Below are 14,933 nucleotides of genomic sequence, written 5' to 3' on the forward strand. Positions count from 1 at the left end.
GTAGTTTTTATATCTAGTTTTCAATTCTAGGCGTCGTTGCCTAGTTGATATTTTAAAAGCAAAGGGTGTGCCAAGAATGAAACATTATTCCAAACTTTTTGTGCTCTGTGTGATAAAAATTAATTTAACCTTTTATTATCATATGCTTACCTAGGATATACAGTGAGTGATAAATTATCTCGATAATAGCCAGCTGGCATTAGCTCGACATTGCCCAAAACAAATTCAAAGCCATACCACTTATTTTTGACACCTGAATAAAAGTTGTAGCTGCGATTAAGTTGCTCTGATGACGATATTTTGACGTTATCAAAGGCGATGGTGTAATCAATCAGTGCTCGAGTGTTGGTTTCATGACGCAATCCATTGAATTCAGAGTCCAAGACAATATCGTAAGAGCTATTGCTGAGAATTTTAATGCCCCAGTAAAAACGCATATTACTTTTCAGTTCGCCCAAGTTGATCTGGTATTGGCCATGACCACCGGATACTTTGCCTTTACTATTATTATCCAGTGATATTGACACTTGGGGCTCGGAATAATAAGTCATGTCTAGATATTGCTCTTCTACGACTTGGTTGTTTCTAACAACTGATACTTTAATGGCACCGTAATATTCACCTGCTGGGAATAAGCTGTAATGCCGCAGGCGCACCCACATTTGAGTAGAGCGATCTGTGAGCTTTGACTTCCAAATACCATTTCTCACTTTGATTTTTTTAAACTGAGCATCAAACAGCTTGGCGTATTTATCCTGAGTAGGGCCTTCAAAAACCATTGAGTAGTAGTAGACATCTTCAACCCATATCTCATCGGCGCAGTCGAGTAACCTATCTGACACCTGCACTTTAAGGGGTAAAAAGACTGAAACACGATTTTTATGCTCAGTAATAATATCGCTGGGATTGGAGGTGGCCAATAAATTACCGTAGCAATTGCGCCAGTTAGCCTGTGCTGGTGAAGTGAACAGCAGATAACTCAAAATCAGCAATACCAAGATCTTGAACTTCATCAATGTGCGCCTCCTTTAGGCTGGGCTGGTTTCAATACTACTTTACCTATTCTGACAAACCGCTGTTCGGTGTCAGCAATATTCAGTTGTCCGACTAAGTTATTCAACTCGATGTCAAAGTGACCCAAGCTTATTCCTTCTACCACAAAGCGCCCGGCGCGGTTGGTGAAAAACGGCCAACTTTGTGCTTGGGGATCGGCGGACTCGGCGTTTTGCTGTTTTACAATACGCCCTCGTTTCATTGCAATTGGTGTGCCTTTATCATCAACTAAGGTGCCAATAATGGTATATGATAAGTCAGACCCTATTTGAATATGATGGCCTGTTGCTGCGCCTCCTACTTTAACATAGATGCCAGGACCCCAGTCGTAACCAAGTGGGGCGTCGGGTACATCAATGTTAAGCTGAGTTTTACTGTAGCCGTTACCCAAATCAATGAGAGCACCTATTTGGTTGCTCGGTTTAGTTTGTGCTCGCCCAGTCCTATCAACATTTATCAACACATCTGCATCTTTAAGTGTATTGTGTTTGGTCACTACGGCAAATGGCGCGGTGGTGGTCGCCCCCATACCAAAGTGGCCATCAGCAACACCTAAGCTGGTTGATAAGTTCACACTGGCGCTACTGTCTGAACGAATGCCAAAACGGGAATGATTGTTGGCACTGATATCAGCTCTGACAAAAGCGCCTGTATAACTCGCTTCTAATTGCTCTTGTCTAAAGTCTTCCCCTTGCTCAGCCAGTACTTGATAACCATAGTCATTGACGAAATTGTGATTGGTTTTTGCGTAGCTGGCACTCGATACCTTGGTGCGACTGTTATATTGGGCTCTTGCACGATTGCTATTTTCACGGCTGTCGTAATTCCAAGTAAAGTTGAGAAAGAACTGGTTGTCAGGCTCAATTCTATCATCTTCACTTTGGGTATGGTTGTAACCCATTCTCAAGCGAATTGTCTCATATCGAACATTAAATTCAGCGGTGATGCTGTCAGTTACAAAGTTATCATCGTTTTGGGCACGCGTTGCGTTGAAGTTCAAGTCCATATGTTCATTAATAAAATAGCTATAATCAACAAATGCACGGTTGCGGTTGTTTCTGGTATCGAATTCAAGCCAAGGGCTGCTGGTAAAGTCATGGCTGATCTCGTACCCCAATCGGAAGTTTGGTGAGCCAACATTACCGTGACCGAAAATACTATGTTCAGTTTCCAGCGAGTAGATACTGCCCACTGTGCCATTCACTTCACTTTGAGAGTAGCGCAGCGAGAGATTACCTATCGGGCTATTAATGGTTGCCAGTGTACCCAGCACATGGCCTCGCGGGTGCACAGCGCCATTGAAACCAAATGTAAAGGAATCGCTTAATCCGTATTCATATGTACCAGATATGATTAAGTCGTCGTCATAGTGAAAACGTTGGTCTTCAAGAGAAGAGAGATAACCAACTGAAAGTGAGTAATCACTTAGCCCTTTTGCTAGCAATCTAGCATTGTAATGTGTTGTAAAATAAAAATCTTCTTTTTCGCCATTGGGGTAAGTTGCAACCACGTGAATATTGTTCTCCCCTGATGTGAGCGGCAGATCACTTAGGTCATATCGACCCGCTTTTAAACGCAATCGGGAGATCAAAAAATCATTGATGTAAACTTCGAGCAGAGCAGCGCGAGGAAGCACAAACTGTTGGCTATTGCCGGGTGTGATACGACGTTGTGGTTGCAATTTAGAGTAAGCTTTCTCAATACTAAATCCAGCCAGTTGGGCACCAGGTAAGTGCCCTGCGCTATTCATGCTGGTGTCGCCTAATGTGTATCGCAATGGCTTATCTGGTTGATCATAGTAAAATGCTGTTTCTCCTCGATAAACTTTACTAGATCGCTGATTGCCATTTTCCCAAAACACAGAGCTATTCATATTGATGCCGTCTCCGCCGCCAATATTTGCATCTATTAGCCATTCCAGTTGTGATCTATGGTCATGGTTGTTATTGGTTCGTTCATGATTCAAGTTAAGGTTATTCAAAACCGCCCACTTTGCTTCTCCCTCGGGGAGTTCAAAGTGCTTTTGTCTGCCGTACGACAAGCTGTCTGTGGCCATTGCCGCTTCTGACAGGGACATTTCAATTGTCAGGTCTTGTGGCTGTAGGGTGAGCTCAATCCCTTTAGCTGAGAATTCAGCCGGTGTGATGGCTGTGTCACCAAGCTCGGTTAACCATGCCAGTATTTCTTCGCTCAACACCGACTGCATTTTGTCTTTAAACTCGGTAGCGGCAATCGATTTCAACTCTATTCCATCGGTAGCGGCAGAAACTTGCCCAATCTCGGCAATGTGCAGCCGCACAGGAAAGTCCATCTCGAAGGTGGCAGACAATGTATTAGAAACCCAAAATAAAAGAAGTGCGTATAACACACACTTCAAATCAATAGGCCGAATATAAGCGCCCAAAAATAACATAGATAAAGCTACTTTTTATCGAATAGGTTTATTAGCTCTGCGCTTTTGGAAGGCTTGTCTGTAATGATGGGTTTTAAATCAACTTCCATCTTGTGCCCAGGCATAATGAAGCGCCCAGATGTAATTGATTGCAGTTGCGCCCAACTAATGACTGTTTCGCCTTGGTGGAAGTGGTAGTCAAAATGAGATAAGTCTAATACTCGCTTACCTTTGTTAGCGATTGTGAGCTTGCAATCATCGGTTTTTTCGCAACGGATCTCACTTTGCTGTTGCGCTTTAATGCCATCAGGGCTGACAAATACTAGGGTTGCAAAATTAAATACCATTTTAACCCCTGATTTGTCGTCTTCATCTGGCAATGGCAATTGTTTAAATACAATTCGGTAAGAGTGGGTTTCTTTAAGCTCTGGCGAGCCCAAGTACTTGGCGCGGAAAACTTGATAACTTTTTGCTTTTACTTCGACTTGCGGTGGTAAAACAATAAAGTCGTCTTCTGCAGGTACCAGTATTTCCTGTTGGTTTTCATCAAATGTACGCTTATATACTTCTATTTCGATGGGTAATGTGTTTTCACTAGGGTTTTGCAAACGATAAGTGACTAATGACTTGTTACCATGTGCAGCTAAGTCAACAATCATGGGTTGAACTTGATAGGCCATGGCAGGGATTGATAACCAAAAAAGGAGTAACATTAGTAAACGCATTTGACTTCCAACAAACAAGCTTGATTATAAAATTTGCTATACGATACCGTTACTATATGTTAATACAAGCATAAATTGCTCGCTCAGTAAAAAATATGAGGGTTTAAGTATTCTACTAAGCGAAATTCATATGTAAATACAGCTTCATTTAGTATCTTTCCTTTTTAACTTTAATCAATAATTTCAAATATATGGAGGTTTTTATTGCGTTAATTGAGCGAGTAACTAAGAGTTAACTCTATTTTCGTTATGTTATGAATTAAATGAGACATTCCTGCCACCAATTCAGCACTCGATGCAACTGCCAACAGTTTTAGACAATTACACTACTGATATTAAATAAATCATTGATTTTATTGGTTTATTGACAAATCCTTGCCGTTTTATAATGTAGTTTTGGCATACATAATAAAAAAGGAGTTAGTATGAAGTTAAGACAAAAAATAAGTGTGATCTATGTTGGCATATTGCTGACAATGACAAACACTTCTCATGCCAGTGACAACGCAGGCAGCGCTGTGCAGACTGAGTTTACAGATAAAGCAAAATACCAGGCTGCTTTGCCGGATATTATTGAGTTTAGTGAGTTTGTGCATAGGGTACGTTATTTCTACCCGAGTGAAGTTGTTTCAGATACTCAGTGGGACTACTTTCTAGAGCATGTCATCAGCGATATGGTAAAACAGCCTGCTACAGCGCGGATGCAATACGCCATGTTGGAATTGAAAAAGGTTGCCCCTTACATTGAGGTCGACAAAGGTAAGCTTCCTGTGTTGGATAAACAAGGGGCTGCTCGTACTTGGTACAATGGAGCCGCTCGATGGTTTTATGTATATGAACGTACGCTATTATCAGATAAACCTGAAGAGCTAAAAAGTTCAATGTTAACTGCAAAGTCTGATTTTTATAGTGACATTTATGATAGCCAAGCTGTTTATTGGCCCCTGTATTTAAGTGAACAAGATAGCCTCGCTGGTAAGGCATTTAAGGAACAAAAAAGAAACCTGTCATTGCACCAACCAGCAATGTGCATGGCTGCTCTGAGTTCAATTTGGGGTGAGATCTATCATTTTTGGCCGTACTTTGAACAAGTAGATGTAAATTGGCAAGATAGCCACTCGGTGCTACTGCAGGCGTGTATTGATGAGCCAGGCAATTTTGAAACGACAGCGCGTAGAGAGCTGAGTAAACTGCAAGACAATCACCTCTACTTTGGGCTCCCTGAGGAATATTCAGCTTATGGGCAGTATAGTTTACCAATTCGACTACAACAGATAGAAAATAAAGCGATCCTTACACACAAAACAGACTATCTATCGCAGCAAATCGATATTGGGGATGAACTACTTGCAATTGATGATGTGCCTGTGGCTGAGCTGGTAAATGAAATGCTAGGCACTAGGTTACGTAGTAAACATTTCGAAAGAAGTATCGCAATAGCTCAGCTTGCCTATACATATCAATCCCCGGATCTATACAAACTTACTTTCAAAAAGCCAAGTGGAGAAATAATCACCACCACTACGGCGACAATACATAACAAAGTGATAGATAGGTTTTACAACAACCAGACACAACCGCCACTGATTAAGGAGTTGGGTGATGGAGTTGTAGCCCTGCGTCTTTATGACATCAAAGAGCAAGCACATTATGACGCTGCAAAGGAGAGGCTTAAAACTGCCCAAGCGATAGTTTTGGACATGCGTGGTTACCCAAAAAACTTCGCATTAATTCGCTCTCTTCTGGGTTATTTCACTGACGCTAAAGCGACAATTGGTCCTTTTAAGCAATTTGTCCAGAGGTTACCGAATCAGGCAGACCCTCACACTTTGTCTTTTGATCTCGGTGTCCCTCTAAATGAAAAGCTATATGACGTGCCTACTGTGGCCATATCTCAAACCTACAATCAAAGTTCTGGTGAACATTTTTTAATGATTGCTCAAAATATGGATATTCCTATTGTCGGTGAGGTAACAGCAGGGATTAATGGCGATATTATGTTTGGAACGGTGTTTTCCGGCCAAGCTAATGGTGGGGTAACATATATATATACAGCCTCTCGTTCTGATCAGGTCGATGGGAGTAAGTTGATTGGAGTGGGTATTCAGCCAGACTACTTAGTACCAGCCACACAAGCATCTATTGTGGAAAGTCGAGATGTTCAGATGGAAAAAGCAACTCAACTTGTTCGTCAGGCGTTAGCACGTTAAGGTTCTAGCGCATATTAAACTAGCAAAAAGTGGTGCTATGAATAGTTCCACTTTTTTACCGCAGCTGTTTCACTGTATGTCTTTTTGAAGAAGTAGCTTAAAGCCCGCACTTGAGTTTAAAGGGAAATTATGTTCTAAACCGATTATAGCCAGAGCCAAACTCTATTTATTATCTAAATGTCTCAGCCTAAAATGTTAATTTTAGATTTAATATGGTGTTGAATTGGTGGTTTTATAAAACTGGGAAGGTAATTTAAAAAGAGATAAATCTATTTTATAACTGAAATTATCTCTTTTTATTTTAAAGTTTACTTGAAACTGTATTTTAGCATGCAGCAGATGGGCAACAAGCCGTTTGATTGCGATCGGTATGGATTAAAGTGTTACAGTTTTGAAATTTATTAGAATAGTAGTTGTTTGTGCAGTTATCAGTAAGGCGACCGCCAGCAATTGCTGGTGTTGCTTGATTAGGAAGCTGCTTGTTGTCTTGGCTTAGAGATTTGATTTTTTTCTTATTTAGAGAAAGCTTCATTATTAATCCTTAATTTTTATAAAACACTTTATTGTGTTGGTTATTACCTTAGAGGTGTTTTTTTATGTTGTAAATAGTTTTCTTTAGGTTTTTTTTGTGTTTTTCACTGCTTTATAAAGTTTTCATAAATGAGATTTTAGTTTTCTTAAGGTTTTAAAGAGTTTCTTTTTTGTTGAGGAGTTTTTTATGATATGAATTGTGCTTAATTTTCAATTAATGTTGTTAGCATGGTTTATGATTATGTGAGGTTTAATAACAGGAAGTTAATAGCCATTTTTGAATCTATAAGGTTGCGATTAAGCTTTTGTGGTTGTTTTTAGTTGCTGAGTCAAACTTTTGATTGAATTCTTCTCGCTTTGTTGAGTATTTAATTACTCAATTTAAGGTAATAGTCCGAAATAGATATCATTAGTGATCTATACAGGTGTGGGCGACATACGCTTTGTTAGTGTACTAGTGGGCGTTGAGTTTTTGTGAATAAAGGCGAGCTTTTATATCTCTTGTCACTGTTTTTTCATGATTTTTTCTAATTTTTCTCAGTTTTTTAGCGAATTTTGTCTATGCTTACCAAAGCTAATTTCAACTGAATTTCGGTTGGTTAGCTGTCCTTTCGAGGTGTGTTTAGGTTATATGTTTATGAGAGTAGAATCTTCATTTTATCTTTACACGCCTATCTTTATATTTATATAAATTGCATTGTGAAGAAAATACTCAGTGGCATTTGTAAAATGCAAACCTAAAGTTAGCAGGTATTTAATGCAGCCTGAGCGTTAGACTGCCATATTAGACAGTCTAGCTCGTACAGAATTAATGTTGCATCATACGTTTAAGCTGCGTAATCGCTGCTTGCATTTGTATATCTCGATTCTGTTGAATCGACTCTTGAGTAATAGGTGTAAGGATATCTGGCTGAATACCCACACCAATCAGCTTACTGCCATCGAATTGATTGGATAAAGATCCGGTATATCGAAACGAAATCCCTCCATTTGCATGGCCACCAAATAATTGAGCATGGACGTGTTCGCCGTTAATACCAGCAGTGACCTCACCTACAATAGGTATACCCATTGATTGAACCCATTGCATCATATGTTCTCCTGCACTTTGGTTATTGCGTCCAGCCATTGCTACTATCGGGACATTAAATAATTGTGGTGTAGCTGGTGTGGGTGAAAGTTGTTCAGCTTTGAATGCTTGTTCTCGGTTTGGCAATAGTTGGATAAAAAATGAGAATTCGCCAAGTTTCAGGGGGTTGTCAGTGAACATGCCCAGAGCTTGATTGGTCAACATCAGGTTAGATGGGTATCCACGCATGTCCAATATCACGCCGTGACTGTCTGCTAAAGCTAGCTTTGCGGTCTGCAGTGCGTCATGGTTTGACAGTTTATGGGGCCTGAATACTATTATTCCATCACCTAGCTGCTGAATGACTGAGCCGTCTTTTGCTGGTCTGTTAAATGGGCCTATTACGTTGTCGTGTATTGATGCCGTTGAAGTTGTGATGACTCGACCGTCAGGCTTTTTGAATTCTAGGTCAACGAGCTGTGGTGCATTATACAGCCTTGGTAACATTCGAGTGGCCATGGTTTCAGCTCTATGTACACTTTTAAGTGTTTGGTTTTTATAATTTTCAATGAGTTTATCGGTAGGCGTACCGTCAATTGAAATAAGCTCATCGCCTATCTCTGCTTGTAGCGTTAAATATGACGTTTTATTAGTAACGATTGCTTTTCCCTCAATATGGTCAATATCTAGGGGGAGTCGATAGAAGTTTGATTCACGATATTCTCTGGGTAACCCGACCCATACATGGTTGTCTTGAAGCTTAGTAAACTCAGTTCTTATTACTTGTTCTAATTTATCAATGTCACCCAAACACCCATTGAGTAACTCGACATGGCTTGATTCCCAATCTACTGATACTTGCTCAAAATAAGGCCAAAAATGATGTATTTCACCCCAGATGGAGCTTACAGCTGCCATACATGTCGCAGGGTCTTCCAATGATACTGGCCCGTCAATTGAATGATGAACCTTACCTAGATGAAGATCTTGTTTACGGCTAAATAGTGGCCAGTGGAGTTCCTGTCCATTATACCAATCGGAGTAAACCAGCGCATTTGGCGCTGGAATATATTGTGGGTCAGATTTTAATATTACTCTAAAGAAAAAGTTGTATTGACGAGGCCCAAAGTTTATCCAGTGATAAAGCTGTTCGGACTCTTTTAATTCAGGTAGTTTGCTCTTTTCGCGTTCGATTAATGGAGTAACTGATTTTAGTAGGATTAAGCCATGTTCTAAGCGATCTTCAGTGGGGAGCTTTAGTATTTCTGATATACTATATTTTAAAAAATACTCCCATTGCGTCGCATTATTTGTTTCACTTGGATAAAAATATCTTATTCTGTGTACTAGCTCAGCAAATTCAGCAATGTCTTGAATCACGGCCTTATCATAAGTAGTGCTTAATGGTTGGATGTTTTGTGAAGAAAATACAAAGTTTGAAGAGAAAAGTAATGAAAAAGATATTAATTTATTTATTTTGTTTTTATTGAAATACATGCGTTATCCTTGCTTTTTGTATTTTATGTATTTCTATTTTTATAATTGGTTTGTTTAACAGTCAATGTTTATTTATTGGGTTTTTTTATTTAAATGGGCTGGCCAGTGAATTAAGCCGGCCCATTAATATTTCAAAGTTGGCAGTTAGCTTCTCCTATGTAGTGCCAACTGTTTAACCCCTTTTGAATATGGGCCGCTGCTTGTTGTGGTGAATTACCAGAGAATACTTGCTTTATGGCCTCTGCAACAAGTTGTTGGTAACTAGGTATACCTTGATTTAACGAAGGTGCGGTAAATAAGCTCGCATCATAACTTTGCTCGTTAAGCAGTTTTGCTTGAGCACGCAAGTTTGCACTGTTAATTTGCACCTGTCCTCCGTAAGCCGGGATCTCATTTAGCGTGTTGGCAAATAAGTTGGCGAATGTTTTAGTGGTTGTAAAATGTAGCACTTTTTGAGCAAGTTCTGCCTGCTTGCTTTTCGCATTGATTTGATAGGTACCATCTGCAAATCCATAGAAATGTCCGCTTTCGCCTGGTACTGGCCAAAAATCAACTTTGTAACTTTTATCAACTTGGTAGAAAACAGAGTTTGGCCCTGCACGCCAGCCACCATCTAGTGCAATCGCCGAGTTCCCCAGCGCTTTGCTGGTCCCCATACCGTGATAGTCTTGTGTTAAAACATTTTGGTTGATATAGCCTTTAGCATACCAGTGCTTTAATGTTTCGAGTATTTTGAGGTAGTCAGAGTCGGTAAAACATGCTTGACCAGCTATAAGTTCTTTAGCGCGAGAGGCGTTGAGTAGACCCGCAGTCATGACCTCGGCAACGACTTGTGACAGATACCATTGGTCACTAGCCATTTGGAGTGGTGTCACATTGTGGCTTTTAAGTTGTGCAAATAAACTTTCCAATTGCGATATGGTGCGAGGCTGAACTGTTAGACCATGTTTGGCGAGCAACTTTTGATTGATCAACATGCCCTCAAGTTGCATGGCAAATGGGACACCATAGATTTTAGAATCAGCACCAGTTGCAGCAGGTAGTGCGTTTGGGTTAATAGAATCAGGTGGAGTCGACTGTGCTGTGATCACGCCGTGTTCAATCAATGGTGCAAGGGCAGCAGCCCCAGGCATCCACTGGAATAGGTCGACGCGACGATTTTGAACCGCTAATTGGATATGTGCCTGATAAGTATCAAAGTCGATGACTTTTACATTGACTTGAATGTCATTAAGAAGGTTTTGGCGATTGATCTTGTCCCATAGCAGCTGCTCTTGTTGGCGCCATGTATAAAGATCAAGTTGTTGCTTGGCACTGGCAAAAGCTGGGTAAGCAAACAGAAAAACAATGAGGTATATTAGTCTAGCTTTGATCATTTTGATTGCACCTTAAACTGTTCGTTCATCAATACAAGAGCGCCAGAAGCTTTATCCAGCTCTGTGGCTGCGGCATTATTATGTTGAATTTGATCTAGTGTCTGTAACGACAACCCATCGATGTTTTCGATGCTGGTACTGATTTCCTGAGCTGCAATATGTTGTTGTTTGGCCGCTTCGGCGATGACTTCATTTAACTGATGTGCATTGCTTACGCCCTGCGCAAACTCTTTGATCTGAATATCAATTTCTCTAGCCATTTGCGTGCAAGATTCAGTGTTCTCAACAGAGCTGTGAAGCGCTTTTACAGCGAGCTCCGAAGAAGAAAGGAGCTGGTTAATCTTGCTTTGAATTTGTTCAGTGGAGGTCTGTGTGCGCATCGCCAACGTTCGGACTTCGTCGGCAACGACAGCAAATCCTCTACCGTGCTCAGCTGCACGAGCCGCTTCTATGGCTGCATTGAGTGCCAGCAGGTTGGTTTGATCGGCAATGGTATCGATGACATTGACAACTTCTTGAATTTGACGGCACTCTTGGTCAAGAGATGCAACAACCTCTGCTGCAGAGGTCATATCACCGCGTAACTGTTCGCTGAGGGTTTGGTTTTCAAGCACTAACCCCTGCGACTGAGTGGCTAGTGCATCTGCATGAGCCATAAGTTGGGTGGCTTGTTCGGCGGTATCTGAGATCTCACTGGAGGTTGCTGTCATTTCAAGAACTGCACTGGCAACTTGAGTCGTTTGATCTTTTTGCTGATTGGCAATAGCGGTGGTGTGTTGGGCACTGGTTGATAAAGTATCAACTGACTCATTAATGTGTTCGGATTGGGTTTTAATGTCAGTAATGATATTAACAAAAGCAACCCGTAGACTTTGCAGCGATTGGCGAAGTTGTGCGAATTCATCTTTACCAGCGATCGTAATTTGTTCTCCCAGGTTTCCTGTCGCCAGTTTTTCGATGTCAGCCACAGTTTGCTTCAATGGCCGGCTAATACTGCGGGTAATATAAAAGGCCGTTAAGATGCCAAACATGAGTGTGGTCAGTGTCGCCAAAGAAATCCAAGTGAAGCTAGATTCAACCGAAGCGGTGGTTTGTGCCTCAACAGTTGCACTAAAGGTTTGGCTAAGCTGGCTAATGTGTGCCATATCAGATTTTAATTGTAGTAAACCGGCTTCTACCTGACTTAGGTTGTCTATCAACACATTTTTACTTGATAGGTAACTGCCTTGCAGTGATTTGATACCATCTTGTTTGCCTATGATCCAAGCCAGTTCAGTGGCGACTGCCCCCATTGGCGTAAGAATATTGCGCTGAATTGTGGTATTTGACGACAGTGTTTGCAGCTGATAGCCACTTTTTACATAATCATCTAGCCACAGTTTATACTCTTTTGATAGTGCTTGAAGCTCTTGTAAGTTGTTGATAAGCAAATACTGTTTTGCGATGGAAATGCCGTACCTTAGCTGGCTCAAAGATGCTGTAATTTGCTGATTTTGTCTGTAGCGCTTATATCGTTCTGTTATGTTCCCCAGCTGCTCATCTAGCTGGCGGATCTGACTCTGGTACTGCTCTAAGGTGGCTTTGTTCTTCAGCGCGGCACTTGCGACATTCATTGATTTCTTTTGTGCATTAAATACTTGCGCTTTGCTGGTTTCAAACTGTTCAACGACGTGTAGCTTTTCATCATTATTTGGCAGATCGGCAAACAATCTAGCCATTTCATCAAGTTGCTGCTGGATCTTTTTCTGGTATGCATTGATGGAACCTTCCAATTTTAGCTGTTCAGAAATGGTATCTGCATGGTAGTGCTGATAAACAGATAAATTGAGTTGGTCCAGCTTGCTTTCTACAGAATTTACTTTTATATCAATTGGTTGAGCTACTTGTGTTACTTTTTTCAAATTACTGTTGATCTCAGACATTCTGAAAAGAGAAAAGACGCTGATGGCAACCATTGCCAGAAGAACTACCGTGTATCCGACTGATATTCTTGATATTACGGATGCTTTGAACATGGTATGGGTAACTTATAGATAATACAGGTTTAAATTTTGCGCAATGGTAACACTGTCTATTTTAAAAGAACCTAGCCTTTATTCAGTATATTTAAACAATAAAATGTAATTTATCGCAATCAGATTGTTGAGTAAGTGTTTAGTCTGTGTTGTAAGAGTAAAAAAGTGACTTTATTCGTAATTTAGTGGTAATCAAAACTGATTTTAACGGAGGGGTTGTTGCTTTGATGTAATAAAAGGGGCTTACGCCCCTTATTAAAGTGTTACTTATTTTTGATAAACGATTTCACCATCAAGTAGCGTCATCACTACTTGGGTATTGGCAATTTCTTTTACCGTACTGTCGAATAAGTTTCTATCTAATACGATCAGGTCTGCGAGTTTACCGACTTCAAGGCTACCAACCAGATGTTCTTGCCGCATGGCGTAGGCACTATTAAGCGTGTAGGCCTCAAGCGCTTGCGTTAATGTAATGGCCTGTGGTGTGCGCGTCATTGCATTGCTGATACCAATAAAGGGGTTAAATGGACTTACATTCCAATCACTAGATAATGTGAGGGTTGCATTATTGTCTACCAAGCTTTTTATTGGCACTAAATCTTGAGAGCGCTCGCTACCAAGTAAAGGGGTATTTTCTGGCCAGTGACTTGGGTCGGTAAAGTCACCTGCAACCTGCGCATCAGCGATTACACCAAGTTTGGCAAAACGGGTGTAATCAGCAGGGTCAACAACTTCTAAATGCGTTAATCTGTGTCGAGCTGTGCCAGAAGAAGCATTTTCTATGGCGTTGAGCGCTTCATGTATACCTCTGTCTCCAATTGCATGGATATTAAAATCAAAGCCTGTTGGTTCAAGTGCTTTTATATACTTCTCCAAACGAGCTTGTGTGAAGTAATTGAGCCCTTTGTTTCCATCCAATTCTAACCAATCTTGGTGATAGGGTTCGTGCATTGCAGCAGTGGTATTGATCAATATCCCATCGACATAAAATTTGACTTGATTAACCTTAAGCAAACTCGTGGGATCTGCTTGGTAGAGAGACTTAAGTTTACTTAGTTGAGTGGCATCATTCATCTGAGGATATGCCCACAAGCCCAAATGTGTTCTGAGTGTGAGCTTATCTTCATTTGCTATTTTTAACCAAGTCTCTAAGTGCCCACGCTGCCAGTATGTTCTAGCATCGCTAATCGATGTGATCCCTGCTTTGTTAAGTGCCGGCATTGTATACTCTACCAGTCCCAAATAGTCGTTTTGCTGGGTATTGGTGAGTGAGCGCATGGCAAGCTCCATGACCTGGTTTCCTGCATTATCGTAGAGAATACCATCCAGATTACCTTGCTCATCCCGGCCAATTACGCCGCCAATAGGGTCTAGACTTTCGGTATGAAGCCCTGCTAATTCAAGCGCTTTACTGTTTACCCACATGGAATGTGACGTCTGCTCCATAATAATTACTGGGCGATTAGGGACCGCTTCGTCCAGTACTGCAATGGGGTTATCTTCCATTTCTAATAGTGTGCCAATAGCGTGTCCGTAACCAATTAGCCATTCGGCATTCGGATTTTGGAAAGCGGCTTCTGAAACTAAATTGATGTAGGTTTGCGCTGAAGTGGCTTCTGGAATTGTAAACTGGGTTGCGTCAGAGCCTGATTCCAGAGGGTGCATATGAACATCATGAAACCCAGGCATGACCATTTTGCCTTTGAGATCGATAACTTGGGTATTGTCACCGATATATTGTTGTGCCTGATCACTGGTTCCGACAAATACAATTTTATTATCGGTTATTGCAATTGCCTGAGCCCAAGGGGCTTTTTCATTCACAGTATAAATACGGCCATTGGTGAAGACCATTGTCGATTGTGTTTGTTCTGGTTGCGATTGCGATTGTTGAGGCTGAGCTGTTGTACTGTTTGCTGTATTGCTATTTGTGGGATTATTAGCTCCAGAACTTGAATCTGAATTACACCCTGACATACATAGGCCAGCTACTAATAACGGAATTAAAGACATATTTGTGACTCGCATAGTTGACTCCTGTTTGATGGCACTACAATATCAGTGG

The 14,933-nt window shown here is 41.0% G+C and carries 9 protein-coding genes; 1 reads left to right on the forward strand and 8 read right to left on the reverse strand.

Annotated elements, in window-relative coordinates; genetic code table 11:
* Positions 1 to 146: 146 nt before the first annotated feature.
* The 3 genes from QNM18_RS13690 to QNM18_RS13700 are packed head-to-tail and all read right to left on the reverse strand — an operon-like array spanning position 147 to position 4,170.
* Positions 147 to 1,013, reverse strand: coding sequence for a hypothetical protein (locus QNM18_RS13690; protein ID WP_211011642.1), 867 nt, complete (start codon positions 1,011 to 1,013; stop codon positions 147 to 149).
* Positions 1,013 to 3,466 (reverse strand): fimbria/pilus outer membrane usher protein, encoded by a 2,454-nt coding sequence (locus tag QNM18_RS13695; RefSeq protein WP_284137543.1) that lies wholly within the window; start codon positions 3,464 to 3,466, stop codon positions 1,013 to 1,015. The genes QNM18_RS13690 and QNM18_RS13695 overlap by 1 nt, the downstream gene beginning before the upstream one ends.
* Positions 3,467 to 3,474: 8 nt before the next feature.
* Positions 3,475 to 4,170: a fimbrial biogenesis chaperone gene (locus QNM18_RS13700; protein WP_284137544.1), complete on the reverse strand. Its 696-nt coding sequence runs from the start codon at positions 4,168 to 4,170 to the stop codon at positions 3,475 to 3,477.
* A gap of 425 nt (positions 4,171 to 4,595) precedes the next feature.
* Here QNM18_RS13700 and QNM18_RS13705 point away from each other — a divergent pair, with 425 nt between their 5' ends.
* Positions 4,596 to 6,380: a S41 family peptidase gene (locus QNM18_RS13705; protein ID WP_284137545.1), complete on the forward strand. Its 1,785-nt coding sequence runs from the start codon at positions 4,596 to 4,598 to the stop codon at positions 6,378 to 6,380.
* 325 nt (positions 6,381 to 6,705) lie between these two features.
* Here QNM18_RS13705 and QNM18_RS13710 read toward each other — a convergent pair whose 3' ends face one another.
* The 5 genes from QNM18_RS13710 to QNM18_RS13730 all read right to left on the reverse strand — a co-directional run bounded on the left by QNM18_RS13710 (position 6,706) and on the right by QNM18_RS13730 (position 14,896).
* Positions 6,706 to 6,912: a hypothetical protein gene (locus tag QNM18_RS13710; RefSeq protein WP_211011639.1), complete on the reverse strand. Its 207-nt coding sequence runs from the start codon at positions 6,910 to 6,912 to the stop codon at positions 6,706 to 6,708.
* Between the two features lie 807 nt (positions 6,913 to 7,719).
* A complete protein-coding gene (locus QNM18_RS13715) occupies positions 7,720 to 9,477 on the reverse strand; it encodes a S41 family peptidase (RefSeq protein ID WP_284137546.1) in 1,758 nt (585 codons plus the stop codon).
* 131 nt (positions 9,478 to 9,608) lie between these two features.
* A complete protein-coding gene (locus QNM18_RS13720) occupies positions 9,609 to 10,853 on the reverse strand; it encodes an ABC transporter substrate-binding protein (protein WP_284137547.1) in 1,245 nt (414 codons plus the stop codon).
* A complete protein-coding gene (locus QNM18_RS13725; protein ID WP_284137548.1) occupies positions 10,850 to 12,868 on the reverse strand; it encodes a HAMP domain-containing methyl-accepting chemotaxis protein in 2,019 nt (672 codons plus the stop codon). The genes QNM18_RS13720 and QNM18_RS13725 overlap by 4 nt, the downstream gene beginning before the upstream one ends.
* A 267-nt stretch (positions 12,869 to 13,135) precedes the next feature.
* A complete protein-coding gene (locus QNM18_RS13730; protein WP_284137549.1) occupies positions 13,136 to 14,896 on the reverse strand; it encodes an amidohydrolase in 1,761 nt (586 codons plus the stop codon).
* Positions 14,897 to 14,933: the final 37 nt, after the last annotated feature.

The sequence above is a fragment of the Pseudoalteromonas obscura genome, assembly GCF_030135505.1.
Classification (GTDB): Bacteria; Pseudomonadota; Gammaproteobacteria; order Enterobacterales; family Alteromonadaceae; genus Pseudoalteromonas; species Pseudoalteromonas obscura.